This is a genomic window from Pseudomonas serbiensis (assembly GCF_030580745.1).
Taxonomy (GTDB): Bacteria; Pseudomonadota; Gammaproteobacteria; order Pseudomonadales; family Pseudomonadaceae; genus Aquipseudomonas; species Aquipseudomonas serbiensis.
Genome location: NZ_JAUQOO010000016.1, coordinates 131760 through 157575 on the forward strand (window position 1 = coordinate 131760; position 25816 = coordinate 157575).

At 57.2% G+C, this 25816-nt stretch carries 27 protein-coding genes; 18 read left to right on the forward strand and 9 right to left on the reverse strand.

Annotated features, from left to right (window positions below; translation table 11 throughout):
• Positions 1 to 24 precede the first annotated feature (24 nt).
• Entirely contained in the window at positions 25 to 852 is an 828-nt protein-coding gene (locus Q6A51_RS27590; RefSeq protein WP_405046165.1) for a methyl-accepting chemotaxis protein, read from the forward strand.
• Between the two features lie 187 nt (positions 853 to 1039).
• Positions 1040 to 1507, forward strand: coding sequence for a hypothetical protein (locus tag Q6A51_RS19735; RefSeq protein ID WP_304575529.1), 468 nt, complete (start codon positions 1040 to 1042; stop codon positions 1505 to 1507).
• Here the strand turns inward: Q6A51_RS19735 and yacG are convergent.
• From yacG to pilB, 5 genes are read right to left on the reverse strand one after another with little or no spacing between them, the layout of a single operon-like run.
• The gene (gene yacG, locus Q6A51_RS19740; protein WP_304575530.1) at positions 1501 to 1710 is read right to left on the reverse strand and encodes a DNA gyrase inhibitor YacG; all 210 of its coding nucleotides are present in this window, start codon (positions 1708 to 1710) and stop codon (positions 1501 to 1503) included. The genes Q6A51_RS19735 and yacG overlap by 7 nt on opposite strands.
• On the reverse strand, positions 1707 to 2330 hold the full coding sequence (gene coaE, locus Q6A51_RS19745; protein ID WP_304575531.1) for a dephospho-CoA kinase: 624 nt from the start codon (positions 2328 to 2330) through the stop codon (positions 1707 to 1709). Before coaE ends, yacG begins: the two co-directional genes overlap by 4 nt.
• Complete coding sequence (locus Q6A51_RS19750; protein ID WP_304575532.1) at positions 2327 to 3199, reverse strand: prepilin peptidase; 873 nt, start codon at positions 3197 to 3199, stop codon at positions 2327 to 2329. The genes coaE and Q6A51_RS19750 overlap by 4 nt, the downstream gene beginning before the upstream one ends.
• A 1-nt stretch (position 3200) precedes the next feature.
• Positions 3201 to 4418 carry a type II secretion system F family protein gene (locus Q6A51_RS19755; protein WP_304575533.1) on the reverse strand — a complete coding sequence of 406 codons (1218 nt, stop codon included), beginning with the start codon at positions 4416 to 4418 and terminating at the stop codon, positions 3201 to 3203.
• A 2-nt stretch (positions 4419 to 4420) separates the two neighbouring features.
• The gene (gene pilB / locus Q6A51_RS19760) at positions 4421 to 6118 is read right to left on the reverse strand and encodes a type IV-A pilus assembly ATPase PilB (protein ID WP_304575534.1); all 1698 of its coding nucleotides are present in this window, start codon (positions 6116 to 6118) and stop codon (positions 4421 to 4423) included.
• Positions 6119 to 6344: 226 nt separating this feature from the next.
• On the opposite strand from pilB, the gene Q6A51_RS19765 reads away from it, so the two are divergent.
• Complete coding sequence (locus tag Q6A51_RS19765) at positions 6345 to 6776, forward strand: pilin (RefSeq protein WP_304575535.1); 432 nt, start codon at positions 6345 to 6347, stop codon at positions 6774 to 6776.
• A gap of 170 nt (positions 6777 to 6946) precedes the next feature.
• On the opposite strand, the gene Q6A51_RS19770 is transcribed toward Q6A51_RS19765, so the two are convergent.
• Positions 6947 to 7495 (reverse strand): DUF1523 family protein, encoded by a 549-nt coding sequence (locus Q6A51_RS19770; protein ID WP_201018760.1) that lies wholly within the window; start codon positions 7493 to 7495, stop codon positions 6947 to 6949.
• Positions 7496 to 7617: 122 nt separating this feature from the next.
• Here Q6A51_RS19770 and Q6A51_RS19775 point away from each other — a divergent pair, with 122 nt between their 5' ends.
• From Q6A51_RS19775 to Q6A51_RS19835, 13 genes are all read left to right on the forward strand, one after another.
• On the forward strand, positions 7618 to 8616 hold the full coding sequence (locus Q6A51_RS19775; protein ID WP_304575536.1) for an ATP-grasp domain-containing protein: 999 nt from the start codon (positions 7618 to 7620) through the stop codon (positions 8614 to 8616).
• A gap of 52 nt (positions 8617 to 8668) precedes the next feature.
• Positions 8669 to 9805 (forward strand): trypsin-like peptidase domain-containing protein, encoded by a 1137-nt coding sequence (locus tag Q6A51_RS19780; RefSeq protein ID WP_304575537.1) that lies wholly within the window; start codon positions 8669 to 8671, stop codon positions 9803 to 9805.
• Between the two features lie 68 nt (positions 9806 to 9873).
• On the forward strand, positions 9874 to 11007 hold the full coding sequence (locus Q6A51_RS19785) for a phosphoribosyltransferase domain-containing protein (protein ID WP_304575538.1): 1134 nt from the start codon (positions 9874 to 9876) through the stop codon (positions 11005 to 11007).
• Positions 11000 to 11758 (forward strand): HAD family hydrolase, encoded by a 759-nt coding sequence (locus Q6A51_RS19790; protein WP_304575539.1) that lies wholly within the window; start codon positions 11000 to 11002, stop codon positions 11756 to 11758. Before Q6A51_RS19785 ends, Q6A51_RS19790 begins: the two co-directional genes overlap by 8 nt.
• Positions 11751 to 12845 carry a cysteine protease StiP domain-containing protein gene (locus tag Q6A51_RS19795; protein WP_201018765.1) on the forward strand — a complete coding sequence of 365 codons (1095 nt, stop codon included), beginning with the start codon at positions 11751 to 11753 and terminating at the stop codon, positions 12843 to 12845. The genes Q6A51_RS19790 and Q6A51_RS19795 overlap by 8 nt, the downstream gene beginning before the upstream one ends.
• Positions 12845 to 13795: an HpcH/HpaI aldolase/citrate lyase family protein gene (locus tag Q6A51_RS19800; RefSeq protein WP_201005848.1), complete on the forward strand. Its 951-nt coding sequence runs from the start codon at positions 12845 to 12847 to the stop codon at positions 13793 to 13795. Before Q6A51_RS19795 ends, Q6A51_RS19800 begins: the two co-directional genes overlap by 1 nt.
• Entirely contained in the window at positions 13796 to 14500 is a 705-nt protein-coding gene (locus tag Q6A51_RS19805; protein ID WP_201018766.1) for an HAD-IB family hydrolase, read from the forward strand. It begins immediately after the preceding gene.
• Positions 14501 to 14547: 47 nt separating this feature from the next.
• On the forward strand, positions 14548 to 15141 hold the full coding sequence (locus Q6A51_RS19810) for a TerD family protein (RefSeq protein ID WP_201018767.1): 594 nt from the start codon (positions 14548 to 14550) through the stop codon (positions 15139 to 15141).
• The gene (locus tag Q6A51_RS19815) at positions 15138 to 16340 is read left to right on the forward strand and encodes a TerD family protein (RefSeq protein ID WP_304575540.1); all 1203 of its coding nucleotides are present in this window, start codon (positions 15138 to 15140) and stop codon (positions 16338 to 16340) included. The genes Q6A51_RS19810 and Q6A51_RS19815 overlap by 4 nt, the downstream gene beginning before the upstream one ends.
• A gap of 53 nt (positions 16341 to 16393) precedes the next feature.
• Complete coding sequence (locus Q6A51_RS19820; RefSeq protein ID WP_201005840.1) at positions 16394 to 16843, forward strand: tellurite resistance TerB family protein; 450 nt, start codon at positions 16394 to 16396, stop codon at positions 16841 to 16843.
• Positions 16844 to 16872: 29 nt separating this feature from the next.
• A complete protein-coding gene (locus Q6A51_RS19825) occupies positions 16873 to 17907 on the forward strand; it encodes a TerC/Alx family metal homeostasis membrane protein (protein WP_304575541.1) in 1035 nt (344 codons plus the stop codon).
• Between the two features lie 27 nt (positions 17908 to 17934).
• The gene (locus Q6A51_RS19830) at positions 17935 to 18510 is read left to right on the forward strand and encodes a TerD family protein (protein WP_201005834.1); all 576 of its coding nucleotides are present in this window, start codon (positions 17935 to 17937) and stop codon (positions 18508 to 18510) included.
• A gap of 39 nt (positions 18511 to 18549) precedes the next feature.
• Complete coding sequence (locus Q6A51_RS19835) at positions 18550 to 19128, forward strand: TerD family protein (RefSeq protein WP_025261815.1); 579 nt, start codon at positions 18550 to 18552, stop codon at positions 19126 to 19128.
• Positions 19129 to 19296: 168 nt separating this feature from the next.
• Here Q6A51_RS19835 and Q6A51_RS19840 read toward each other — a convergent pair whose 3' ends face one another.
• From Q6A51_RS19840 to nadC, 3 genes are read right to left on the reverse strand one after another with little or no spacing between them, the layout of a single operon-like run.
• A complete protein-coding gene (locus Q6A51_RS19840; protein ID WP_201018770.1) occupies positions 19297 to 20529 on the reverse strand; it encodes a VWA domain-containing protein in 1233 nt (410 codons plus the stop codon).
• Between the two features lie 46 nt (positions 20530 to 20575).
• Positions 20576 to 21646: an AIM24 family protein gene (locus Q6A51_RS19845; protein WP_304575542.1), complete on the reverse strand. Its 1071-nt coding sequence runs from the start codon at positions 21644 to 21646 to the stop codon at positions 20576 to 20578.
• A 32-nt stretch (positions 21647 to 21678) separates the two neighbouring features.
• Positions 21679 to 22527, reverse strand: coding sequence for a carboxylating nicotinate-nucleotide diphosphorylase (gene nadC, locus Q6A51_RS19850; RefSeq protein ID WP_201005827.1), 849 nt, complete (start codon positions 22525 to 22527; stop codon positions 21679 to 21681).
• Between the two features lie 345 nt (positions 22528 to 22872).
• Between nadC and Q6A51_RS19855 the strand changes: the two genes are divergently transcribed.
• Together Q6A51_RS19855 and ampD are read left to right on the forward strand one after the other, a co-directional pair.
• Complete coding sequence (locus tag Q6A51_RS19855) at positions 22873 to 25128, forward strand: DUF1631 domain-containing protein (protein WP_304575543.1); 2256 nt, start codon at positions 22873 to 22875, stop codon at positions 25126 to 25128.
• Between the two features lie 132 nt (positions 25129 to 25260).
• The gene (gene ampD, locus Q6A51_RS19860; RefSeq protein ID WP_201018774.1) at positions 25261 to 25809 is read left to right on the forward strand and encodes a 1,6-anhydro-N-acetylmuramyl-L-alanine amidase AmpD; all 549 of its coding nucleotides are present in this window, start codon (positions 25261 to 25263) and stop codon (positions 25807 to 25809) included.
• Positions 25810 to 25816: the final 7 nt, after the last annotated feature.

Here is a 25816-nt window from a genome sequence, read left to right on the forward strand (position 1 = left end):
CTGCAGACCCTGATCGTTCAGGTCATGGGCAGCTCGAAGCAGGTTCATGAAAGCACCAACCGTACTTCCGGCGAAGCCAACCAGGCTGATGGTCGCCTGCAAAGACAGTTGCAGGAGCTTGATCAACTGGCCACGGCCATGCAGGAGATGGCTTCCACGGCCGAAGAGGTGGCGCGCAACGCCCAGGCTGCAGCTCAGGCGGCGCTCTCGGCCAATGAAGAGGTCGACAGCGGTGTGCGTGTGGTGTCGCGTTCGACCGAGGCGATCAAGACGCTGGCCGTGGAGATGGATGAAGCCAGTCAGGCGATTACCGAGCTGGCCAGGCTCAGCCAGAATATCGAATCGATTCTGTCGGTGATCAACAGCATTGCCGAGCAGACCAACCTGTTGGCCTTGAACGCGGCCATCGAAGCGGCGCGGGCGGGTGAGTCCGGGCGTGGTTTTGCGGTGGTGGCCGATGAGGTTCGTTCCCTGGCCTCGCGTACCCAGCAATCGACTCAGGAAATTCGTCAGATGATTGATCAGTTGCAGACCGGCGTTAAGCAAGCCGAGTCGCGTATGCAACTGAACCGCGACAGTGCCAGCAAGACGGCTGAAGAAGCGGGCGCTGCCAATGAGATGCTGACGGATATCCGTCGGGCAATCATCCGTATCAATGACATGAACATGCAGATTGCGACGGCGGCTGAACAGCAGAGCGCGACCACTGAAGAGATCAACCTCAACACCACCAATATCCGCGATATCAGTCATGAAGTTGCGGCCAGTGCCGAAGTTCAGGTGCGTCAGTGTGCTTTGATGGTGGAGCAGGTGGATCAGCAGGATCGTTTGCTGAGACGTTTCAATGTCTGAGTTTTAAGCCGGGATCCGTGAGAGGGGGCTTGGCCGCGACAGCAGTTTGAAAGCGCCGAAAATGTGTTGCTTTCAAGCAGTCGTCGCGGCCAAGGCCCTTCCCACAACACGCTTGATGGTTGACTTGGGTGGGCATGTCTGTGAAAGCATTCATGCCCATTGTCATTCATGTTCAAGGACTCGCACATTGAAACTCTTGCCCATTCTGCTTCTGGCTTTACTGCCGCTGACCGCCCAGGCTTTGCAGGTCGGTGATCGACTCACGCCCTGGACACTGCTGGACCAGTACGATCAGCCCTACACCCTGAACAGCCAGACTCAGACGCTTCTGGTCGCCCGTAGCATGGACGCGGCCAAGCTGGTCAGTGCTGCGCTCAAGGATAAGCCCAAGGGTTTTCTGGAGTCGCGGCAAACGGTGTTTGTGGCCGATATCCAGAAGATGCCCAGCGTGATTGCCAGTCTGTTCGCGATCCCCAAGATGCGCGATTACTCCTATCGCGTGATCCTCGACCGGGATGCGCGCATCGTGCCGCAGTATGCGGGGGATGAAGACAAGGTGCTGTGGTTGCAGTTGCGCGACGGGCAACTGGTGAGCCAGCAACAGTTCAGCAGTGCCGAGCAGTTACTGGCCGCGCTTGAACGGCAGGGTCAGTGATCGCGTAGCGGACGCTCGAGATCACCGGAGAACAGTTCGTCCTCGGCATCCGGGCTGACCGGAATCGCATGTTCTTCGGACGCCCAGGCGCCCAGGTCGATCAGCTTGCAGCGTGCGGAGCAGAACGGCCGGGCAGGGCTGGCGGCGCTCCATTCCACCGGGGCGCCACAGGTCGGGCATTGGACGATTGTTGGTTGGCTCACGATTGGCCTCCACGCAAAGTAAGAAAAAAGTGATGCAGGCGCTCGACTTCGCTTTTCAGCCACGCCGGGTCGCGATCGTTGATCAGCACATTGTCGGCGTGACGCAGTCGCTCTTCGCGCTGTGCCTGAGCCTTGAGAATGGCCTGGACCTGCTCCTGACTGGAGCCATCGCGCTGCATGGTGCGTTCTATTTGCAGGTTTTCGGGAGCATCGATCACCAGAACCCGTTGCACCATCTTGTATTGCCCGGACTCGATCAGCAGCGGCGAAACCAGAATCGCGTAAGGCGATTGCGCCTGGGCCAGATAGCTGACGATTTCCTGATTGATCAGCGGGTGCAGCAGGGCTTCCAGCCAGCGTCGTTCTTCAGGGTGCTGGAAAATCCGTGAGCGCAGAGCGCCACGATCCAGTTCGCCGCTGGCTTGAAGCACTTCGGCGCCGAAGTGTTCGGCAATCTGCGCAAGTGCCGGACGCCCGGGCTCGACCACCCAGCGGGCGACATGGTCGGCGTCCACGGTATGGATGCCCAGGTCGATAAAGCACTGTGCTGCCGCACTTTTACCGCTACCGATGCCGCCGGTCAGGCCAAGAATCCAGGGTTTGAAAGCAGGGTTGGTCATTTGAAACCGGCAAACTGCAAATAGGAGTCGGTTATTTGACCACCCCAGAGCAAAGCGATCCACCCCGCGATGGCCAGATAAGGACCGAAGGGAATCGGCGTTCCCGCCTCGACCTGGCGAATGCGCATCAGGATCACGCCCAGCACAGCGCCCACCAGCGACGATAAAAGGATCGTCAACGGCAGGATCTGCCAGCCGCCCCAGGCCCCGAGCATGCCGAGCAACTTGAAGTCTCCGTAACCCATGCCTTCCTTGCCGGTGAGCAATTTGAACAGCCAGAACACCGACCATAACGCCAGATAGCCGACCACGGCTCCCCAGATGGCATCGTTGAGGGATGTGAACAGGCCAAAGGCATTGACGATAAGCCCCAGCCATAACAGGGGAAGGACCAGGGAGTCCGGCAGTAGCTGGTGATCGGCATCGATCAGGCTCATGGCTAACAAGCCCCAGCTCAGCACCAGTATCGCCGCAGCCTGCCAGCCAAAACCGAAATGCCAGGCGATATAGCCTGACAAGATCCCGCAGGCCAACTCGACCAGCGGGTAGCGTTTGCTGATCGGTGTCTTGCAGCTTGAGCATTTACCGCCGAGGGCCAGATAACTGATGACTGGAATGTTTTCCCAAGGGCGAATCCGGTGGTTGCATTGCGTGCAACTGGAGTGAGGAAGGATCAGGTTGAAAGTGTCCGGCTTGGGTTCGGCGGGCAAGCCAAGTACTTCCCGGGCCTGAATCTTCCAGTCGCGCTCCATCATCTTGGGCAGTCGATAAACCACCACATTGAGGAAGCTCCCAACCAACAGGCCTAAAACAAAAGTGGAAATAACGAAGGCCAGCACGGAGCTGGCCAGGAAATCGAGAAGGGGCATATCAGGTAGCGTTTCCGAGCTGGAAGATAGGCAGGTACATGGCAATAACCAGACTGCCGACGATAAGACCGAGTACCGCCATGATCATGGGCTCCATCAGGCTTGTCAGGCTGTCGACCATATTGTCTACTTCGTCTTCATAGTAAGTTGCGACCTTGTCGAGCATGGAGTCGAGTGCCCCGGATTCCTCACCAATTGCCGTCATTTGTATGGCCAGGCTTGGGAAAACGCTTACTGAGCGCATGGAAAAGTTCAGCTGCATCCCCGTTGAAACGTCTTGCTTGACCTTGTTGACCGCGTTTTTGAAGACCACGTTGCCGGTTGCACCAGCCACGGAGTCAAGAGCCTCTACCAGCGGAACACCTGCTGCAAAAGTCGTTGCAAGTGTACGTGCGTAGCGAGCCACCGAAGATTTATAAATCAATGGGCCAAAGACTGGAACTTTCAACAAAAAACGATCGATGCTGTCGCGAAAGTGTTGTGACTGCTTGTAGCTGCGTTTGAACATATAAAAGCCGCCTATAAAGGCTCCTATAATGGCAAGCCACCAGCTCTGCACGAACTCTGAAAGTCCAATAACCATAAGGGTGAAAGTCGGTAGCTGCGCGCCCAAACCCGCAAAGATGCTCTGGAATTGCGGCACAACCTTGATAAGCAAAATGCCTGTAACAATCACGGCTACTACCATGACGGCAATGGGGTAGGTCATTGCCTTCTTGATCTTGGACTTGAGTGCCTCGGTCTTTTCCTTATAGGTGGCAACCCGATCCAGCAGACTTTCAAGCGCGCCGGCCTGCTCACCAGCATCCACCAGATTGCAGTACAGATCGTCGAAGTATTCGGGCTTTTGCCGCAAAGCCGTTGCCAGACTGTTACCTGCCGAGACTTCCTGTTTCAGGAAGTCCACCAGCGACCGCATATTCGGGTTTTCGGCACCCTCGCTGATGATGTCGAACGAGTGTAGCAGCGGAACCCCCGCTTTCATCATCGTTGCCATTTGCCGTGAGAAAAAGGCGATATCCAGCGGTTTGATCTTCTTGCCTTTACCGAATAGCGAGACGGCTTTTTTGCGTACCTTGGTGGGGTTAATGCCTTGCTTGCGCAACTGGGCCTTGATAAGTGCCGGGTTATGGCCGCTCAACTCACCACGCATTTTCGCGCCTTTCTTGTCCAGGCCTTCCCACGTGTAAACAGTGACTTTGACTGCCTTGCTAGCCATGTTTAATCCTTGGTCACGCGGTTGACTTCTTCAAGACTGGTAATGCCCTGCATGGCTTTGTGCAAGCCAGAAGTGCGTAAATCACTGAAGCCGTCCTTGCGCATCTGTTTTGAAATGTCCAATGCGTTGCCTTCTTCCATGATGATGCGTTCCAGCTCCGGTGTTTTCTTGACCACTTCGTAAATACCGACCCGGCCTCTATAGCCGCCATTGCAGTTATCGCAGCCAACGGGGCCGTAGATCTTGAACTTGCCGATTTCCGATTCCGGGAAGCCTTCCTTGAGCAGGGTTTCCCGTGGAACATCGATCTCTTTTTTGCAGTGAGGGCAGAGTTTACGGGCCAGGCGCTGGGCAATGATCAGGTTGATAGCCGTGGCAATGTTAAAGGCTGCGACGCCCATATGGTGCAGGCGTGTTAGCGTTTCCGCCGCGCTATTGGTGTGCAGGGTGGAAAGCACCATATGGCCGGTCTGGGAGGCCTTGATCGCGATTTCTGCAGTTTCCAGGTCGCGGATCTCGCCCACCATGATGACGTCCGGGTCCTGACGCAAAAAGGCCCGTAGCGCCTGGGAAAAGTCCATGCCCTGGCGCGGGTTGACGTTGACCTGATTGATGCCTTCCAGGTTGATTTCCACAGGGTCTTCGGCGGTAGAAATATTGATATCCACGGTATTGAGGATATTCAGGCCGGTATAGAGCGAAACGGTTTTACCCGAGCCTGTCGGGCCTGTGACCAGGATCATCCCTTGCGGCTGTTTGAGAGCTTCCAGATAAAGAGCCTTTTGCTCCGGCTCATACCCCAGCGCATCGATACCCATCTGGGCGCTGGTGGGGTCTAGGATCCGCATCACGATCTTTTCGCCCCACAGCGTCGGCAGGGTGTTCATACGAAAATCGATGGCCTTGCTTTTGGATACGCGCAGTTTGACCCGACCATCCTGAGGTTTGCGCCGCTCCGAGATATCCAGGCTGGCCATGACTTTCAGGCGTGCGGCAATCCGGCTTGCCAGATGGATAGGCGGTTTGGCGGCCTCGTGCAAAATGCCATCGGTACGAAAGCGCACGCGAAAGACTTTTTCGTACGGCTCGAAGTGCAGGTCTGAAGACCCAAGGCGTATGGCGTCCATAAGCATCTTGTTGACGAAGCGCACCACCGGAGCATCATCGGCGTCACCTTGTCCGCTAAGGGTGGTCTCTTTTCCGGTATCGACAGGTTCGAGATCAAGGCCCAGATCCACATCGGACATGTCTCCCAAGCCCATGCCAGAGTCAAAGAGCTTATCAATGGCGTCGCTAAGCTTGTCGTCCTCTACCAGAATCGCTTCGGTATTGAGGCCTGTGCTGAACTGTATATCGGTCACGGCTTGATGGTTGGTGGGGTCCGATACGCCCACGAACAGCTTGTTGCCGCGCCGCCATAAAGGCAGGGCATGATGCTGGCGCACCAGCTTTTCACTGACCAGTCCCTTGGGCTGGCTTTCCTTGTCCAGGCAGTTGAGGTCGAGAAAGGGCACGCCGAACTGATCGGATGCCAACTCTGCCAGCACCAGACTTTTAACCAGTTTGTTCTGTACCAGATAGCTGACCAACGAAATCTTGTCGCGCCGTGCCTGTTGGTAAGCCTGCTGCGCAGTTTTTTCAGTGAGAAGCTCGGCTTCGACCAATTGCTTGGCAAGACCGGTGAGGACGACATCAGACATAAAACCACCAGACACAGACAGTGTGAGGTTTATAGCGCAGTCGGGCTGTGCTGCCAAATGGCAGTGTGGCATGTGACGAAAATTGTCAGTTTCTGATGATTTCTGAAGGTTGAAATGTTGAAGAGAAGTTGATTTTGGTCAATGACTTGAGGCTTGGCTTGCGTTGGCACGGCCTATGCTTTTACCCAGGTAAGGCACCTAAAAAATTGACGCCTCGGAGAAGTACATGAAAACAGTACAAAAAGGTTTTACGCTCATCGAGCTCATGATCGTTGTGGCTATCGTCGGTATTCTTGCAGCGGTGGCCATCCCTGCATATCAGGACTACACAATCCGTGCTCAAGTAGCGGAGCTTGCTGCGCTCACGGATGGTGCTAAGGTTGCCGTTACTGAATCTTTCCAGACAACTGGCGTGCTTCCCGCCGATAACGCTGCTGCAGGATATGGCGGCGCATCTGGCACTTACACTGCAAGTGTTACAATCGCGAACGGTGTTATTACTGCGCTTTCACGTAACGATGCGCCTGTTAACACGGTAATTCGCAACCAGACTTTCGTGTTGAGTCCTGTCACCGCCGGCACTACTAACAACACTATTAACTGGACATGCAATACGGGCACAATCATTGCCCAGTACCGTCCAGCTAACTGCCGTTGAATCACAGTCGAAGCAACGGCTGTATCTGACGGCATAAAACCAAAAGCCCGATCATCACTGATCGGGCTTTTGGTTTCTGTACTTCCCGGTAGGAGCGAATTCATTCGCGAGACGGCACACCCCAAACGCCATATCTCTGCCGGATGAACTTGCCCGTCGCAAATAAATTCCTACCCCCTCACAACCCCATCCACCCGCGGCTGCTTGCGAAACCGGCGCTTGACCACAATCACCACGACCAGCACCAGCAGAATCAGCACGCTGAAGAAGATCGCGTTGAAGATCGGGAACGGTTGGTCGCGGTTGCTGGTGATTTCGATCTCGGTGATGTTGGGGAACATCGACAGGATCTGGATGCGCCAGCCGTAGTAGCGGATCAGTGCCAGTTGCTGCGAGTCACGGGAATAGCCCTGGGCCTTGGCCTGGATATCTGCCGAGTCGAACTTGAAGTACCACGGGAAGCTCCAGCCGGTGTCTTCGTTGCGGTAGACCACGACTTTCTTGGTGTCCGGGTCTTCGGTGTTGATGAAGTAGACATCGCGGGTCGGGCCGTCGGCCACGTTGTCGGCGTTGATCACGCCGTCTGCGTCCATTCTTTTTACTTCCACACCCGTGACCATCACGACATCATGACGCGGCAAGACGTAGTAGAGGCTGAGTGCGCCGATCCCGAATGCAACGAAAACCAAAAGCCAAATCGACCGCTTGAGCCACTTCATGTCATTGTCCCCTAGTGAAAAATGGCGTGACTTTGCCCTAATCCGAACATTTTGAAGCAAAACAGTTATTACAAAATTCGACAAAGCTGCTTAGAAAGCTGCTTTGTCTTCTGGAGAGTCACATGATTTGGTTCCTTGAAGGGCAGTCCAGCCAGCGCGAAGTCATCATGGGCGCGCGTGATGCCTTGCCGGCATCGGTGCGGATTATCGCTTCCCATCGCCAGGATCGCTCGGAAATTACCGGGCAGGCCGACGTTGCCTTGCAGGAGCCCCGCAATAACGCTGAGCGCATTGACTGGGTTCTTGAGACGGCCCGTGAACTGGGTGTCAAAGTCATTATCGCCGGGCGTGTCGGCAGTTTTTATGAGGCACATCGTGAGCGTTTCGTGGCCGAGGGTTTTGACCTGGTTACCGGCGGTACCAGCATGCAGACCTTTCTCAATGTAGACGACAAAAGCCTTTTTACTGCCGCCGCCGAGCAGGCAGGGCTAGCCTGCATACCGGGGATCAGTGCAAACAATACCGAAGAATTGCTGGCAGCCTACGAAACACTGTCCCGCACAGGTGAGGTCTGCATCAAGCCGACGGTAGGAATTTTCGGGCATGGTTTCTGGCGCTTCAAGGCCGGTGTCGATGACTTCCGTTGCTTCGCCAATCCTGACGCTCGGGAAACCAGCTTCGAGGCTTATCTGAACGCCTATCGCCAATCGGATGACAGGCCGCCCATGCTGCTCATGCCGTATATGCCGGGCAGTGAATGTTCGGTGGATATGGTCTGTGAGCATGGCAAGGCCGTGGCCTTCGTCGGTCGGCGCAAGCAGGGCATGAACCAGACTTTCGAGCGCGACAGCGAGGCTGTCCGGCTGGCAGTGCAGGCGGCCGAGCATTTTGGCTGCGATGGCCTGATCAACGTGCAGACCCGTGACGATGCCGACGGCAAGCCGCACCTGCTTGAAATCAATCCTCGCTACTCGGGCGGTATTGGTTACACACGGGAAATGGGTGTCAATCTGCCGGGAATTTTCGCGACTCGTCGGCTTGGGCTGAAAGAACCGGAAACACATTGGCTGGATAATATCCGGGTCAAGGCGATAACCGTGGCTGTACTGGCTTCGGTTTGATCGGGATAATAGTTTTTTGCTATTAAATTGCTCTTATCAGGGAGGATTGGGCATGAAAGTGTTGGCACCGGGCGCAAATACAGCAATTGCGAATGCACATTGCACGTGGTTGCTGGAAAGCGGAAAGGCTTCGGTATTCGGCGAATACGTCGCGGTAGCCTTGCTGCCGGTTGACGAAAAACGTCAGCCCAAGGGCGATCCGGCATTGCTGCACCGCGAACAGAACTGGATGGAGTGGAGCGACGGACCAGAGCGTGTCGGTTGCTCGCTCAAGCTGGATCGCCTGCCCGCTGGCAGTGATCGTGTTCTGGTGATGGTTTACGTCTATGCCGCCACCGGACCGATTCGTGATATTTCCAGCTTGCGACTGGTGATCGACAAGGAAATCGAAGTCCAGGCAGATCTGCGGGACAACGGTGAGGCTTCGATCATCATCGGTGAGTTTTACCAGCGCAACGATCAATGGAAGTTTCGAGCGCTGCATGAAGGTTCTGCCTACGGACTGGCAGCGTTTGGACGCAAGATCGGCCTGGACGTCAATGATCATCATCCTCGGCGCAGTTCCATCAACTCTCCGGGCGGTCATCATCAGTCGGCTACAGGCACCGCGTTTGTGGTCGGGCCTTCCCATGTGATGACGTGTGCCCATGTCATTGAAGACATGAGCGTGCTGTATATCAGTTCGCTGGAAGGGCGCTTCAAGGTCGAGCCAGTGGTGGTCGATCGTCGAAACGACATCGCATTGCTGCGGGTGCAAGGTGCTTCGCCGCTCAAGCCGGTCACGTTTCGTGAGGGCCAGGGTGCAGAGCCGGGCGATACGGTGGTTGCGCTGGGTTATCCACTGGCTTCGATTTCCGGTGGTAGCCTGCAAGTGACTCAAGGCGGGATATCCGGTCTGTTCGGCTTGCACAGCGATGCCAGCCTGTTTCAGTTCACGGCGCCCATTCAGCCGGGCTCCAGTGGCAGTCCACTGTTCGACAACGGTGGCGCGGTTATCGGGATGGTGACCTCAAGTGTGCCGGATGCACAGAACATGAATTTCGCGGTGAAGTCGGCATTGCTTCTGTCTTTTCTGGAAGCCTGTCGCGTAACGGCATCCCATGCCCGTCCCGAGAGGACGTACACCACGACTGAAATTACACGCTCTGCCCAGTCGGCGCTCTGGCTTCTTGAGGCCTCGCGCACATAACGACCGCTTCCCTTCGGGATACGGGGCAGGCGCCAGGGGCATTGGCCCCGTTAACCAGGAATCTATCGATGGACAGCAGCTCAGCTCTTTCAACCCCTACAAGGCTTCGCGCTGATCTGCTTCGTGGTCGTCTCGACGTGATGGTCGATTCGTCCACCATTGCTCCGGACTCACTGTTCGGCTTTGCCGAGCGACGCAATCCCAAGCGGGCGTTTCTCTTTGTTTCCCGAGTGCTGGGGCGACATATTCCGGTGCGTCCCGGTGTCATGCTCAAAAGCTTTCAGGACCTTGCGCACAAGATCCCTGCTGATCTCCCGGGCCCGGTGCTGGTCATCGGCATGGCCGAGACGGCAGTCGGGCTTGGGGCCGGCGTGCATCGTGCCTATAGCGAATCGCGCCCGGACTCGCTGTATCTGGTCAGCACCCGTCACCCGACCGGCACCGAGCTGTTCGCCCGTTTCGAGGAGGAGCACAGCCACGCCAGTGCCCACCTGATTCACTTGCCCACCGACCCTGCGCTGCGCGAAATGATGCTTGGCGCTCGTTCGCTGGTACTGGTCGATGACGAAGCTTCCACCGGCAAGACATTCATCAATCTGTACAGGGCGCTGGTCGAGGCCGGGCTGAGCAAGGTCGAGCGTGTCGTGACTTGCGTATTGACCGACTGGTCGGCCGGTGCGGTCAGTACCACGATGGGCAATGTGGCCGAGCAGGTTTCGCTGCTGCAGGGTTCCTACTCCTTCGCCGAGGATCTGGCTGCGCCACTGCCGGACATGCCGGAAGTCGGCACTGTTGCCATGGGTGACTGGCCATTGGTTACCGCCAATGACTGGGGACGTCTCGGTGTGCGCTCCGTGGCCGACACCCTGGCGCCGGGTATTCAGGTCGCCAAGGGCGAGCGTGTGCTGGTGGTCGGTACCAGCGAGTTCGTCTGGCGCCCATTCCTGTTGGCCGAGCGCCTGGAAAAGGCCGGTGCGGATGTGCATTTCAGCTCCACCAGCCGTTCACCCATCGCTCTGGGGCATGCCATCGATCATGCACTGTCGTTCTCCGACAACTACGGGCTGGGTATTCCCAATTTTCTCTACAACGTACGGCCCGGTCAGTTCGATCGCGTACTGATCTGCACTGAAACCCCTCAGCAGGCCGTGCCTGCCGAACTGGTCGAAGCGCTGAATGCCGAGGTCATCTGTGATGAGTAACGAACGCCCGCTGATATTCGTGGATCTGGACGACACCCTGTTCCAGACCGCCCGCAAGACAGCTCCCGGTATCGAGAAGCATGTCGCGACCGTTGACCTCACAGGCAATGCCAATGGCTACATGACCAATGTGCAGAAGTCCTTCGTGAACTGGCTGCTGGCCCATTCCGATGTAGTGCCGGTCACGGCGCGCAGTGTCGAGGCCTATAGCCGGGTGAAGTTGCCCTTCAGTGCTGGCGCCATCTGCTCACATGGCGGTGTGATGCTCGATGCTGGCGGCCGCCTGGACAGCGACTGGAATGCGCAGATGAAACAGACCCTGGCCGCTTATCAGGGGCGTTTGCATGAACTGAGCGCTGCCACCTTGGCCATTGGTCAGGAAATGGGCGTTTCGTTGCGCGGCTGGGTAGTGGAGGAGGCGAATCTTTTCCATTATGTAGTGACCAAGCATAACGAAAGCGATGACAGCATCCTGACTCGCGTGCTGGCCGAAGTGCAGGCACGTGGCCTGCTCGATGACATGCATGTGCATGGCAACGGCAACAATCTGGCGTTCCTGCCCAACGGGTTGGCCAAGCGTTACGCCGTTCAGGAATGGTTACGTCGCGATCAGGCCGTCAATGGCGAGCGCCCGGTGCTGGGCTTTGGTGACAGCATCACCGACCTGGGTTTCATGGACGAGTGTCACTGGTGGGCAACGCCTGCCCGCAGTCAGTTGGCCAGGATGTTCGCCGGTGCTGCGCATGAGTAATCCCGTTCACGGGCTCGATACGGTGGGCAGCGGTAGCTATCTCGCGGATGACGTGCATTTTCTGCTGCGCGGCATCGAGATGGACACCACCGATGTCGAAGAAAAAGAACGTCTGATCCAGACGAAGCAAAAGCATTATTCGGAAATGATCAGCCAGGAGTCCGCGCCCGGCGAGGCTCATTGTGCCTTGTTCGAGCGTGCGCTGATGCAGAACGGCGTGCGCATGGCGACCGACGTGCAGGCGCTGGCGCTGGCTCTCGATCAGGCTTGTCAGGGACCTGAAATCATTCTGGTGTCATTCGTACGCGCCGGTTTGCCGTTGGGGGTCTTGTTGCGTCGGGCCTTGATCGAACTGGGGCGTGAAACGCATCACTATGGCATCAGCATCATTCGTGACCGTGGGATCGACTCGGTTGCGCTTGAGGCCATCATTCAGGCCCATGGTGCCCAGAACATTGTTTTCGTGGATGGCTGGACCGGCAAGGGCGCGATTTCCGGGGAGATCAAGCGCAGTCTGGCGGGCGATGTCCGGTTCCCCGAAGAGCCGCGTCTGGTTGTGTTGGCCGACCCGTGCGGCAGTGCGTGGCTGGCGGCGTCCTCGGAGGACTGGGTCATACCGTCCGGCATTCTGGGCGCCACGGTGTCCGGGCTGGTGTCGCGCTCCATATGGCCTGCTGATGGCGGGCTGCATGGGTGTGTCGTTTACGATCACCTGCAGGAACATGACGTGACCCGCTCGTTCATCGAACGGATCGAAAGCCAGCGCCGGGGCTTGAGCAGCGTGACCCCGGCTCTGCCCTGGGCTCCCGGCCAGCGTATCGAACTCAAGACCGCAGCCCGGCAGGTTGTCGACAGCCTGGCCGAGCGGTTCGGGGTCAATAACCTCAATCGTGTGAAACCCGGGATTGCCGAGGCGACCCGTGCTGTCATGCGCCGGGTGCCCGATCATGTGCTGGTGCGCAATACCACTGACAGCGATGTGCAATTACTCATGCACCTGACCGAAAAAGCGGGCATCCCTGTCGAAGAAGCCGGAAATGCCCTGGGGCCCTATCGGGCGGTAACCATCATTCGGAGTCTCAGCTAATGGCCATACCTTCGCCTTATGCTTTGGGTGCAACGCTGTATATGCCTGCAACCCGCGACGACATTCTCGATGTGGTATTCGGAGAGAAGATCCCCGAATTGCGCTCGCTGGTCGTATGTCTGGAAGATGCCGTCGCCCTTATCGATGTCGAGACCGCGCTGGTCAACCTGCGCAATGTGCTGACGCGCATCCAGGATCGTGGCGGTCGGCCAGACAATGGCCCGCTGCTGTTCGTGCGCCCTCGCGATGCGGCAATGGCGAAGATTCTCAATGACTGGCCGCTTATGGCCCACGTCGACGGGTTCGTTGTTCCCAAGCTCTCGCTGCAAAGTCTGACAAGCTGGGAGGATGCTGTTACCAATCCAGACCTGGCTTTGATGCCTACACTGGAGACGCCTGAAGTGTTCAACCCGACGGCCATGGTCGAACTGGGGCAGGCACTCAAGGTCAATCTGGGCGAGCGGATCATCGCCTTGCGCATTGGTGGCAACGATCTGATGGGCTGTCTCGGGCTGCGCCGCAATCCGGCCATGACGCTGTATGGCACGCCGATGGGGTATGTCATTCCGATGCTGGCCGGGGTGATGGGGTCGCAGGGGTTCGCCTTGACGGCTCCCGTCTTCGAGCAACTGGCGACGCCCGACATCATGGAGCAGGAACTGGTGCTGGATATCTCCAACGGTATGGTGGGCAAGACAGCAATCCACCCCTCGCAGGTCAATATCATTCAGAATGCGTTTCGGGTGAGCCTGGAAGACCTGAATTGCGCACGGATGATTTTGAACTCTGTCGCTCCGGCGGTGTTCAAGTACAACGATGCGATGTGTGAACCGGCCACTCATTACAAATGGGCAACCCACATCATGGAGCGCGCCAAATGGCACGGAGTCCTGCCGACTCCCGCTTCGATCGTGGATGCCAGCATTCGACTCGCTGAGGCAGTTAGCTAGATGATAGAGCCTGATCTTGAAGTGGAAGTGGAGCAACGCCTGTTGGCGGTGTTCGATTTTGACGGGACACTGACCCGCCATGACAGCTTTGTCCCATTTCTCAAATTCGCTTTTGGGCAGCGTGCCTTTTCCATCCGCATGGCCAGGCTGGTTCTGCCGAGCCTGGGCTATCTGGCCAAGCGTGTGACACGAGATGAGCTCAAGGGCCGTCTGATCAAGGCCTTTCTGACCGGCGTGGACGCGCAATGGCTGCAACAGAAGGCTGAAGCGTTCTGTGAGCTGTACTGGACACGCCTGATGCGCCCTGCGGCGCTGGAGTCCGTTGCTGCGGAAATCGAAAAGGGCGCCATTGTCACGCTATGTTCAGCATCGCCTGCTATGGTCCTGCAACCTTTCGCAAATCGCCTGAAAGTCGAGCTGATTGGCACCAATCTGGAAGTGATCGACGGCAAGCTCACCGGCCTGATCGAGGGCAGCAACTGTCGCTGCGACTCCAAGGTGATGCGTCTTGAGGGTGTTTATGGCCCGCTTTCGCAGTTCCGGGTGCGGGCCTGGGGCGATACGCGCGGCGACCATGAATTACTGGCGGCAGCACAGGATGCGCACTGGCGTTTGTTCCATCCAGCGTGGCGTCGAGGCCGCTATAAAGGCCCTGTTAACGCCAAGTTACATAATCGGGATGGCATTGATGGCCCATCGCGGTAAGGCTGTAACACTTTTATCCGAATTCCGTAGTTCACATGGAGCGAAAAATGGCACTCTCGTTGGCAAAAAACCAGACGATTTCTCTTGAGAAAACCGCTGGTACAGGCCTCAAAAAAGTCAGCATGGGCCTGGGATGGGACCCTGAAAAGCCGAGCGGTTTCTTCGGTAAACTGCTGGGCGGCGGTGGCGGTGATATCGACCTGGACGCTTCCTGCATCATGCTCGATGCCGACAAGAAGCCTCTCGATCTGGTCTGGTTCCGTCAGTTGCAATCGCGTGACGGTGCCATCCACCACTCCGGCGACAACCGTACCGGTGAAGGCGCGGGCGATGACGAAACCATCAGCGTCGATCTGGAAAAACTGCCAGCAGCCGTGAAATATCTGGTGTTCACCGTCAACTCGTTTACCGGTCAGAACTTTGAAAAAGTCGCCAATGCCTACTGCCGTATCGTTGATCTCGGTACCCGCAATGAGCTGGGCCGTTTCGACCTGTCTGAAAAAGGCCAGCACACTGGCGTGGTGATGTCCTATCTGTCACGTACTTCCAGCGGCTGGGATTTCACCGCTGTAGGTCAGGCCACCAATGGCCGCACTGCAGACGATCTGGTCGATCTGGCCATTGGAGCAGTACGCGCATGACTCAACTTGTCCCAGGCGCAAATGCGCCAGTAGCTGCTGGCCCATTGACGGTCGACGTCAGCTATTCCCCTCTAGCGGGCGCGGACATCGATGTCTCCGCGTTCCTGCTGACCAGTTCCGGCAAGGTCCGCGGCGATCAGGACATGTGTTTCTTCGGTCAGAAGAGCGTGAGTGGCGGTGCGGTTCAGTTGACGGAAGCGTCGTCTGGCCGTGCCGTATTCAGCCTTGATCCGGGCCGCCTGGATGCTGCCATCGAGAAGGTCGCGCTCACTGCGACCATCTATGAAAACAAGGCCAGCTTCGACAGCGTGTCGCGTCTGGCCCTGACGATCACAGGTGGCATCGAATCGGTCATTCCTACCAGTGGCATGAAGGAAACCGCGCTTATTCTCGGCGAGTTCTATCTGCGTCAGGGCGTATGGAAGTTCCGTTGTGTTGCCCAGGGCTTTGCCGGTGGCCTTGAGCCTCTGGCCAAGAACTTCGGTGTTGAAGTCGCGGCGCCGCAAGCCGAGCCTCCTGCACCTGCACCTGCACCTGCACCTGCACCTGCACCTGCACCTGCAGCCGCTCCCGCGCCCAAGCCCACGGTCAACCTCAGCAAGATCACTCTGGACAAGGCACGTGCTTCCGTCAGTCTGGAAAAAACCAGTGCCGGCTTCGGCGAGATCAGGGTCAACCTGAACTGGAACCGCCGTAGCGAGAGCAAGGGCGGTGGCTTCTTTTCGATGAAAAAGAGCAATGCGATCGACCTTGATGTAGGCTGCCTGTTCGAGTTACAGGACGGTTACAAAGGCGCAGTCCAGGCTTTGGGTAATTCGTTCGGATCGCTCAACACCGAGCCTTTCATCAAGTTGATGGGTGATGACCGTACAGGCTCCGTCAGTGATGGCGAGTGGTTGCATATCAACGGTGCGCACTGGGGCAAGATTCGTCGCATTCTGGTTTACGCATTCATCTATGAAGGTGCGCCGAACTGGAAGGAGACCGACGGTGTTGTCACCATCCACGCTCCGGGCCAGCCACCTATCGAGGTTCGCCTCAACGAGGAAGGCGGTCGTCAGGGCATGTGTGCAATCGCGCTGCTGGAAAACGACAACGGTGCCGTCAAGGTGACCCGCCGTGTGGACTTCCACAATGGTCACAGCAACATGGACAAGGCTTACAGCTGGGGCATGCGCTGGGCCGCGGGTTCCAAGTAAACAACACGATTGATTTTTTCTGAGGCGGCCTGGCTGCCTCGTAGGGGATTGAAATGCTGGACTGGTTGAAAACAAACGCAACAGCAGCTCGTGACAAGCTTGCTTCCGAAGTCTCGAAGTTCAAGAATCGTGAGTTCATGGATGCAGTGGTTTCAGGTTGTGCCCTGGTATCTGCAGCCGATGGCGATATCAGCTCCAGTGAAAAACAGAAAATGGCTGGCTTCATTCAGAACTCTCAGGAACTGAAAGTTTTTGACATGAAAGACGTCATCCAGGCTTTTCAGGAGGCATGCGCCAAGTTCGACTTCGATGTCGAGATCGGCCGTGCCGAAGCGCTGAAAACCATCGGCAAGATCAAGAAAAAAGAAGATGCTGCCCGTTTGCTGGTACGTGTCTGCTGTGCCATCGGTGGTGCAGATGGCAGCTTCGACGAGAAGGAACGTGCAGTTTGCCGTTCTATCTGTAACGAGCTTGGCCTGAACCCGTCCGATTTCGACCTGTAATTTTTACCCCCTTTGAGGAACGCAGTTAAATGGAAAGCACCGCTCTAGGCTTCCCTCCACTTACCATGGCCGTTTTTATCGGCCTGGCCATCTCGGCCTTGGCCGTCGACATGTTTTCTCACCGGGGAAACAAGCCGATCACATTGACCCAGGCATCGGCCTGGTCGATTTTCTGGGTGGCCATCTCGCTGGCATTCGCCGGTTTCCTGTACGTTCAGCACGGCTCTGAAGTCGCCACGCTGTTCGTGACCGGTTATGCACTGGAAAAAGTCCTGAGCGTCGATAACCTCTTCGTGTTCATGGCCTTGTTCGCCTGGTTCAAGATCCCGGATGGCCTGCGCCATCGCGTTCTGTACTGGGGCATCATCGGTGCCATTGTCTTCCGCGGCATTTTCGTCGCCATCGGTACAGGCCTTCTGGCTCTGGGCCCGTGGGTCGAAGTGGTGTTTGCGGTAATCGTTGCCTGGACAGCCATCATGATGCTCAGGGCTGGCGATAACGACGACGAAGAAATCGACTACTCCCAGCACATGGCGTATCGCTTCGCCAAGAAACTGTTCCCGGTGTGGCCAAAGCTGCACGGCAACAATTTCTTCGTAAGTCGCTCAGTCCTGGAAGAGGAAATCAAGAAGCCCGAGAACAGTGGCATCACCCTGGCTGCCAAGGGCGCGATCTTTGCGACCCCTCTGTTCCTGTGTCTGGTCGTGGCTGAAATCTCCGACGTACTGTTCGCATTCGACTCCGTACCGGCAATCATCGCCGTGAGCCGCGAGCCGCTGATCGTATTCTCGGCCATGCTGTTCGCGATTCTGGGTCTGCGTACCCTGTACTTCGTACTTGAAGCTCTGAAGCGCTATCTGGTCCACCTGGAGAAAGCGGTTATCGCACTGCTGTTCTTCATCGCGATCAAGCTGGGCCTGAACGCAACTGACCACTTGTTCCACCATGGATACAGCATCAGCGCCAACACCAGCCTGCTGGTTGTGATGGTGGTGTTGGTAATCGGTATTGTCGCTAGCCTGCTCTTCCCGGGAAAAGACGAGTCGGCTGAAGAAAAAGCGTAAACACTGGAAAAAGGAGATAAACGAATCATGGCTTTGACTCTGCAAAAAGGTGGCAACCTTTCGCTTTCCAAAACCGACCCGACCTTGACCAATGTATTGATCGGCCTGGGCTGGGACCCGCGTGCCACTGACGGCCAGGAGTTTGACCTGGACGCCAGCGCATTCCTGCTGGGCGCCAACGGTAAAGTTCGCAGCGAAGCCGACTTCATTTTCTACAACCAGCTCAAGAGCGCCGATGGCTCCGTGGAGCATGCCGGTGACAACCGTACCGGCGCTGGCGATGGTGATGATGAAGTCGTGAAGGTCGATCTGACCCGCGTGCCTGCCGACGTCGAGAAAATCGTATTCGTCGTGACCATTCACGACGCTGACAGCCGCAAGCAGAACTTCGGTCAGGTGGGTGGTTCTTTCATCCGCGTACTGAACGAGAAGTCCAGCGCTGAAATCGTTCGCTATGATCTGGCCGAAGATGCTTCGACCGAAACCGCGATGATCTTTGCCGAGCTGTATCGCAATAACGGTGAGTGGAAATTCCGCGCCGTAGGCCAGGGTTACGCAGGTGGCCTGAAGGCTGTGGCCAACGCTCACGGTATGAATTTCTGATTCATACCCTTACTACTTCTTTAGAAAAGGATTACGCACATGGCTGTAAGTCTGAGTAAAGGCGGTAACGTTTCCCTGTCCAAAGAGGCTCCGGGCCTGACCGAAATCACCGTAGGCCTGGGCTGGGACCCACGTGTGACCGACGGCACCGAATTCGATCTGGACGCTTCCGTTTTCGTCGTGGGCGAGAATGGCAAGGTGCTGGATGACAGCGGCTTCATTTTCTACAACAACAAGAAGTCGGCTGACGGTTCGGTCGAGCACCTGGGCGACAACCGCTCCGGCGCTGGCGACGGCGACGACGAGTCTGTTCTGGTCAAGCTGCCAACCCTGAACGCTGCTGTGAAGAAGCTGGTTTTCGGCGTCACCATCCACTCGGCTGATGAGCGCAAGCAAAGCTTCGGTCAAGTGGCCAACGCCTACATCCGCGTTCTGAACAAGGCGGATGGCAAGGAAATCGCTCGTTACGACCTGTCGGAAGACGCATCGACTGAAACCGCGATGATCTTCGGCGAGCTGTATCGTCATGGCGACGAGTTCAAGTTCAAGGCCATCGGCCAAGGCTTCGCAGGCGGCTTGAAGCCTCTGGCAGAAGCACACGGCGTATCGATCGGCTAAACCCGGTCAGCGTCATGAAAAACCCTGTCAGCGATGGCAGGGTTTTTTATTTGTGGAACGCTTTGATGTGGGAAGGGGCCTTGGCCGCGACAGCATGTACAGGCGCTGAAAATGTATTGCCTGTGAGCATGTCGTCGCGGCCAAGGCCCCACCCTCTGTCTGGAAAACTTACAGAATCCCGGCACCCTTGGCGGCCTTGAGCCAGTCCGGGAACTCTTCCATCAGCAAGTCGTAAAGTTTCTCTTCCGGGACTTCATCCAGTCTGTCCAGAGCGAAGAAGTTGCAGTTATCCACAGTCCGTCCGGTCATGTCGTCGAGCTTTTCCAGGATTCCGTAACCGCGTCCGCCCAGGCCCACGAATTGCCAGAAGATAGGCAGTTTTGCCGCCTCGATCATCAGTCTGGTGATTTCCCTGTCCTGATGAACGCCGCCATCGCTGATGAACAGGATGTAGATCGGCGTCTTGTCGCCTGACTTCTTGTAGTAGTCGATGACCATGCGCATGGCTTTGGGCTCATCATTCACCCGCGCGCCCAACTCCCAGTTTTTCCAGCCACCGTTGTCGGTCTGGATAAAGTCCTTGAAGTTGCTCAGCGACACCGACGACAACTGACAAGGCCGGGCACCGAAGGCCCAGCAGTCCAGTGCGCCGTCATCGTCGAAATGCACCGCCAGAGGAATCAGGCGGTTGACGACTTCCTGTACATGGCCACGGCTGTATTGCGCGTTCATGGAGCCGGAAGCATCCAGTACCAGCCCGACACGAGCCTTGGTGTCGGTCAGTCTGGCTTTCTCCAGACTGACCTGAGCCTTTTTCGCCAGACTGACCAGTTGAGGCGCGGCCTCGGCGATTTTCTTCTCCAGTGAAACCTTGGCTGGCGCAGGAGCAGGCGCCTCCGAGACTTCCCCTCCGAAGTGCACCACCAGTGCATCCAGACCGGCGTTGTAGCCTTGCAGGTTTGATGCAATGCGCCATTCACCGTTCTTGCGGTAGATATCGGTGACCATGATGGCTTTCTCGGCAGCAAAGGTTGCGCCAGAGAACTCGCTGCGAGCGACTTCGCGGCCTGCGTCCTTGATGCTGAAATGGCTGGCCTGAATGTCGCTCATCGCTCCTGCGCCATCGATGGATGCAGTGAACACAAGCCGGTCGATAGAGGCGGGCAGCCCGGCGAGGGCAATCTGAAAGTCACCGCCGTTTACCTGCCTGACACTGTTGCAAGGGCTGTTGGGTTGATTGAAGAAGATCATGTAGCGGTCATCCGACAGCTTGCCCTGGGCGTCGACGCCGAAGCAGACGTAATCGATCACGTGGGAGGACTTGATGTCGATGGACAGGGTGAGATCCGAGCCTTGAATCAGGCTGGAAAGCGGGACTCGTTGGCCTTGGGTGATTTGCATGTCTCGTCCTTGTGCATTCCGGGCCGCAAGCCGGCCCGGGGATTATTCAGCGCTCGCTTCGTGCCACTCCTGCCGGGCTCGCCGCCAGCATGCGTCCGGCCAGACGTGAGAAGGGCAGGCTTTGCAGCCATACCGTGCCGGGGCCGGTCAGTTTGGCGAAAAATACGCCTTCACCGCCAAACAGCATCGACTTGATGCCGCCGAGCATACGGATGTCGTAATCGACGCCTTGGGTCATGGCTGCGAGGCAGCCGGTATCCACATCCAGCGACTCGCCCGCTGCCAGTTCGATCTTGCGAACGGTGCCGCCCATGTGAACGAACACCCAGCCGTCGCCTTCGAGTTTTTGCAACACAAAGCCCTCACCACCAAACAGGCCGGTAAGGATTTTCTTCTGGAACTGAATGCCGATGGAGACACCTTTGGCACCTGCCAGAAAGCTGTCCTTCTGGCAGATCAACTTGCCACCGAAGTCACGCAGGCGCAGAGGCAGGATGGTGCCGGGGTAGGGTGCAGCGAATGCGACGCGACCTTTGCCGGAGCCTTGTTGCGAGAACACGGTAGTGAACAGGCTTTCGCCGGTGAGCATGCGTTTGCCCGCGCCGAAGAGCGAACCCAGCAGCCCTGAAGACTGGCTGCTGCCGTCGCCGAAGATGGTTTCCATCTGCACGTCGCAGGTCTTGTACATCATCGAGCCTGCTTCGGCCACGGCGCTCTCGCCTCGGTCCAGTTCAAGTTCGACGAATTGCGTTTCGGTGCCGTACAGCTTGAAATCCACGCCATCGGTTGCCTGGCCGGAGCCGAAGCCGCTTGAAGTATTTGGATCGGGAGTGAACGAAGGTCGTCTGATAGCTGGAGCTGGAGCTGGAGCTGGAGCTGCATGCGCAGGCAGGGCTGAGGGCCGGGGCTGGATCATGTCGGGCGTCGGGTCCGGAAAGGGCGTGATGCCGTCTTTCTTCATGGCCCGGACTTCCTGCACCTGATAAATCGGCTGCCAGTCCGGCATGCCCTGCTTCCAGCACCATGCGCCCGGCGCCTCACGAGCAATGAGGCGTGCGGCTGCTGCATCCATGGGGCCGAGTTGCTTGCCCGCATTCACTACAAACCATTGTTCCAAGATGACGACTCCTCTCTCGACCTGTGGATAAATCAGAGGCTCAAGCGCATGGACAAGTCCACAGCCTTCACGTCCTTGGTCATCGCGCCGATCGAGATATAGTCCACGCCGGTTTCAGCGATCACTCGCAAGGTATCGTCATTGATGCCGCCGCTGGCTTCAAGCCTGGCGCGTCCTGCGGTCAGGCGTACGGCCTCGCGCATGTCATCCAGGCTCAGTTCGTCGAGCATGATGATGTCGGCACCGGCATCGAGCGCCTGTTTGAGTTCACTCAGGCTTTCAACTTCGACTTCCACTGGCTTGCCTGGCGCAATCTTGTGCGCGGCGGCCACGGCCTGGGCAATGCCGCCACAGGCTGCAATGTGGTTTTCCTTGATCAGGAAGGCGTCGTACAGACCTATGCGGTGGTTATGGCAGCCGCCACAGGTCACGGCATATTTCTGCGCCAGACGCAGGCCGGGCAGGGTCTTGCGGGTATCGAGCAGCTTGACCTGAGTGTCGCTCACGATGTCTGCATAGTGCTGCGCACGGGTGGCAACGCCTGACAGCAATTGCAGAAAGTTGAGTGCGCTACGTTCTCCGGTCAGCAGGGAGCGAGCCGGGCCTTCCAGATGAAACAACGCCTGATTGGGGCTTACACGGTCACCATCGGCCACTTGCCAGTGAACGGCGACCCGTGGGTCCAGTTGACGAAAAACCGTATCGACCCATGCGGCACCTGCGATCACCGCCGCATCGCGGGAAATGATCGTTGCCTTGGCCAGCCGCTCGGCAGGGATCAATTGAGCGGTGATATCGCCACTGCCGACATCTTCAAGCAATGCGCGCCGCACATTGGCTTCGATTTCAGCTGTCAGGTCGGCGAGTCGTAAATTCGGCATAGCGGGCTCCACTAACAAAGTCGCATGAGTATAAGGCACGCCACCTTTGTAACCCACCTGTACGGCCGGCCATGCGCGCAAAGTGTGCTGTTGGTCGGTTTTGTAAATTCCTTTGCGATATATGTCGATTGGCGTTGTCTATCGCAGCACATCCTCTTTGTGTATTGCGCCTGTTACAGAGCGAAATACTTTGCTGGCGTTCGATACAAGTTTTGAAAGATAATCCGACTTGTATTTGACGTCATAGCTTTGACGTAGCGCAAAGACCAAGGGGATCGCTTCACAGGCGATGGTTGCAAGCCGCGTTTGTGATGGGATTTAAGCCGTTTCCTGTCAGGGGGTTTGATGCAAAACGACGAAAACGTTGTGCCGTTGAGCAAGGGAATCCCTGCGCAGGGTACAAGTACGCCTTTGGCCCGGCTGCCCGTCGTGTTGTTGCAGGTGCGTGATAAAGCCGCACAGCAGCTCAAGGATGCCTTGCAAGCGTTGTTCGATAACGCTGACGACACCCTTTTTGAAATGGCTGATCGCGCCATCAGCAATACCGAACAGAACACCTTTTTCGAGGCCATGCGTGATTTGCGCCTCAAGCGCAAAAGCATCGAGCGTGCCTTTCTCGACAAGTTCTACGAGTCTTTCCTGGCGTTGGGTCAGTATCAGATCACCGAGCCGGTGCTGCCGGCGGCGGTCGCTTTCGACAAGCTGTCACTGGTGCCCAACGACGAGCTGGAAAAAACCGTGGCCGTCGACTCGATGGTGGCCAAGGTCATGAGCCGCGATGGCGTTGCCTTGAGCCAGTTGACCGCGCGCTTGAACGAGCTGCTTCCCCAATCCATTACAGTCGATGCCAACCCCATGGGGCCGGCAATGCTGTGCAATTTCTTTCTCCAGGCCAAGCGCAGCCTGGGGGTCGAGATCAAGGTCAAGCTGATCATTCTCAAGCTGTTCGAGAAATACATCCTGGCCAACACCGATCATTTGTATAGCGAAGCCAACCAGTTGCTGATCGCTACCGGCATCCTGCCTGAAATGAAAGCCTTGCCGGCCCGTCGCTCATCCGATCGCGCAGCTCCCAGGAAGCGTGCCAGCGAACTGTCCGACCCAGCTCTGGCGCAGGCCGCTGACAAGCTCGACAAGGGCGTGCTCGAAGTGTTTTCGGCGCTGCAGGAATTGTTGCTGCAAGTCAGGGGCAATCTGACGCCTCGTCATGGTCCAGGCTCCGAAGTCCGCCCGATTTCCAGCAAGGATCTCCTGCGCCTGCTCTCGCATCTTCAGCAGTACGTACCGGCCTCGGATGCTCCGGAAGATTTCGACCTGCGTAACCAGTTGGAGCAACTGCTGACCCGCGTCAGCGTAAAGAGCGGCAAGTCTCGCGGCGTTGGTGCAGGCGACGAAGATGTGATCAACCTGATCGCCATGCTCTTTGAATTCATTCTCGACGATCGCAACCTGCCTCACTCTCTGCGGGCGTTGATCGGGCGGTTGCAGATCCCGATGCTGAAAGTCGCAGTGATCGACAAGAGCTTCTTCAGCCGTGGCAGCCATCCTGCCCGTCGTCTGCTCAACGAGATTGCGACCGCCGCACTGGGTTGGGGTGGACGTGACGATTATCAGCGCGACTCGCTTTACATGCGTGTCGATCAGATCGTGCAGCGTCTGCTCAATGATTTTGTCGACGATCCGGCGATTTTCTCCGAGCTGCTGGCGGACTTCCTGGCCTTCACCAGCGATGAGCGTCGGCGCAGCGAACTGCTTGAACAGCGCACCCGCGATGCCGAAGAAGGGCGCACCCGCGCCGAGCTGGCGCGTCAGCAGGTCCAGCATGAACTGAACCAGCGCTTGCTGGGCAAGACCTTGCCGGAGGCGGTCGTGCGTCTGTTGCAGCAGGCCTGGAGCAAGGTGCTGTTGCTGACATGCCTCAAGCATGGCGAAGGTTCGAGCGAGTGGCTGGCCGGGCTGCAAGCCATGGACGACCTGATCTGGAGTGTCGAACTGCACGAAGACCCGGAAGCACGGCAGAGGCTGCTTGAGCTGGTGCCCGGGCTGCTCAAGTCATTGCGTGAGGGGTTGACCAGCGCCGCTTTTGACCCGTTCGCCACCAGTGAATTCTTCAGTCAGCTGGAAGTGCTGCATGTCCAGGCTTTCCAGCATTTCTCACGCCTTCAGGATGTTCAGGGCGAGGAGCTTCAAAGCTCTGTAGCACTGGCTGAAGCCGAGCCTGCTGAAGGTCCGGCAATGATGGTCGTGATGGAGGAAATCGTCCTGACCGCGCCGGACGAGCCTTTGAGCAATGAAAGTGTCCTGCAATTGCCCAATGACGATGCCGGTCTGCAAATGGTCGACAAGCTGCGTGTGGGGAACTGGGTCGAGATTCAGGAAGACGAAGAGAACAAGCTGCGCTGCAAGCTCACGGCTATCGTTGAGCCTACCGGCCGCTACGTGTTCGTCAATCGTACCGGCATGAAGGTTCTGGAAAAGTCCCGCATGGGGCTGGCAATCGAATTGCGTCGCGGCACCATCCGCATTCTCGACGATGCCTTGCTGTTCGACCGTGCGCTGGAGTCGGTGATCAGCAGCCTGCGCAAGCTCAAGGGCGCATAAAACCTGATATGGGAGAGGGCCCGGCCCACGAAGATCCATCGCCTGAAATACCTTCGCGAATGAATTCGCTCCTACCGGTGATGCTGTTTGGGCATACTTGCGCCTATCGAACCCTCTCTCCAAGGAGCCTTCATGCAGTTGGACCCCGCCAGCGGTTGGTGTGACGGCGTGCAGCATTGCCCTTCACCCAATTTCAATGCGCGACCCGAGGGCGAAATCTCGCTACTGGTGATCCACAACATCAGCCTGCCGCCTGCCCAGTTCAAGACGGGCAAGGTCCAGTGTTTTTTTCAGAATCAGCTGGATATCACCGAGCATCCCTATTTCGAGGGCATTGCCGACTTGCGCGTTTCGGCGCATTTTCTGATCGAGCGTGATGGCGAGGTCACTCAATTCGTCTCATGTCTTGACCGCGCCTGGCATGCTGGCGTTTCCTGTTTCCAGGGGCGCGAAGCCTGTAATGACTTTTCCATCGGTATCGAGCTGGAAGGCACGGATGACCAGCCCTTTACCGATGCGCAATATGCCGCCTTGATCGATCTGACGCGCCAGTTGCGTCAGGCGTTTGTGGCAATTACGCCTGAGCGCATCTGTGGGCACAGCGATATCGCTCCGGGACGCAAGACCGATCCGGGGCCGTGTTTCGACTGGGCCCGTTTTCAAGCCGCTTTGCAGGACTGAAGTGAGG

Bases quoted from the DNA above. Each gene is read 5' to 3' on its own strand.
- Q6A51_RS27590 (WP_405046165.1), top strand. From the start codon at position 25: ATGGGCAGCTCGAAGCAGGTTCATGAAAGCACCAACCGTACTTCCGGC.
- coaE (WP_304575531.1), bottom strand. From the start codon at position 2,330: ATGACCAACCCTGCTTTCAAACCCTGGATTCTTGGCCTGACCGGCGGC.
- Q6A51_RS19750 (WP_304575532.1), bottom strand. From the start codon at position 3,199: ATGCCCCTTCTCGATTTCCTGGCCAGCTCCGTGCTGGCCTTCGTTATT.
- Q6A51_RS19755 (WP_304575533.1), bottom strand. From the start codon at position 4,418: ATGGCTAGCAAGGCAGTCAAAGTCACTGTTTACACGTGGGAAGGCCTG.
- pilB (WP_304575534.1), bottom strand. From the start codon at position 6,118: ATGTCTGATGTCGTCCTCACCGGTCTTGCCAAGCAATTGGTCGAAGCC.
- Q6A51_RS19765 (WP_304575535.1), top strand. From the start codon at position 6,345: ATGAAAACAGTACAAAAAGGTTTTACGCTCATCGAGCTCATGATCGTT.
- Q6A51_RS19770 (WP_201018760.1), bottom strand. From the start codon at position 7,495: ATGAAGTGGCTCAAGCGGTCGATTTGGCTTTTGGTTTTCGTTGCATTC.
- Q6A51_RS19775 (WP_304575536.1), top strand. From the start codon at position 7,618: ATGATTTGGTTCCTTGAAGGGCAGTCCAGCCAGCGCGAAGTCATCATG.
- Q6A51_RS19780 (WP_304575537.1), top strand. From the start codon at position 8,669: ATGAAAGTGTTGGCACCGGGCGCAAATACAGCAATTGCGAATGCACAT.
- Q6A51_RS19785 (WP_304575538.1), top strand. From the start codon at position 9,874: ATGGACAGCAGCTCAGCTCTTTCAACCCCTACAAGGCTTCGCGCTGAT.
- Q6A51_RS19790 (WP_304575539.1), top strand. From the start codon at position 11,000: ATGAGTAACGAACGCCCGCTGATATTCGTGGATCTGGACGACACCCTG.
- Q6A51_RS19795 (WP_201018765.1), top strand. From the start codon at position 11,751: ATGAGTAATCCCGTTCACGGGCTCGATACGGTGGGCAGCGGTAGCTAT.
- Q6A51_RS19800 (WP_201005848.1), top strand. From the start codon at position 12,845: ATGGCCATACCTTCGCCTTATGCTTTGGGTGCAACGCTGTATATGCCT.
- Q6A51_RS19805 (WP_201018766.1), top strand. From the start codon at position 13,796: ATGATAGAGCCTGATCTTGAAGTGGAAGTGGAGCAACGCCTGTTGGCG.
- Q6A51_RS19810 (WP_201018767.1), top strand. From the start codon at position 14,548: ATGGCACTCTCGTTGGCAAAAAACCAGACGATTTCTCTTGAGAAAACC.
- Q6A51_RS19815 (WP_304575540.1), top strand. From the start codon at position 15,138: ATGACTCAACTTGTCCCAGGCGCAAATGCGCCAGTAGCTGCTGGCCCA.
- Q6A51_RS19820 (WP_201005840.1), top strand. From the start codon at position 16,394: ATGCTGGACTGGTTGAAAACAAACGCAACAGCAGCTCGTGACAAGCTT.
- Q6A51_RS19825 (WP_304575541.1), top strand. From the start codon at position 16,873: ATGGAAAGCACCGCTCTAGGCTTCCCTCCACTTACCATGGCCGTTTTT.
- Q6A51_RS19830 (WP_201005834.1), top strand. From the start codon at position 17,935: ATGGCTTTGACTCTGCAAAAAGGTGGCAACCTTTCGCTTTCCAAAACC.
- Q6A51_RS19835 (WP_025261815.1), top strand. From the start codon at position 18,550: ATGGCTGTAAGTCTGAGTAAAGGCGGTAACGTTTCCCTGTCCAAAGAG.
- Q6A51_RS19840 (WP_201018770.1), bottom strand. From the start codon at position 20,529: ATGCAAATCACCCAAGGCCAACGAGTCCCGCTTTCCAGCCTGATTCAA.
- nadC (WP_201005827.1), bottom strand. From the start codon at position 22,527: ATGCCGAATTTACGACTCGCCGACCTGACAGCTGAAATCGAAGCCAAT.
- Q6A51_RS19855 (WP_304575543.1), top strand. From the start codon at position 22,873: ATGCAAAACGACGAAAACGTTGTGCCGTTGAGCAAGGGAATCCCTGCG.
- ampD (WP_201018774.1), top strand. From the start codon at position 25,261: ATGCAGTTGGACCCCGCCAGCGGTTGGTGTGACGGCGTGCAGCATTGC.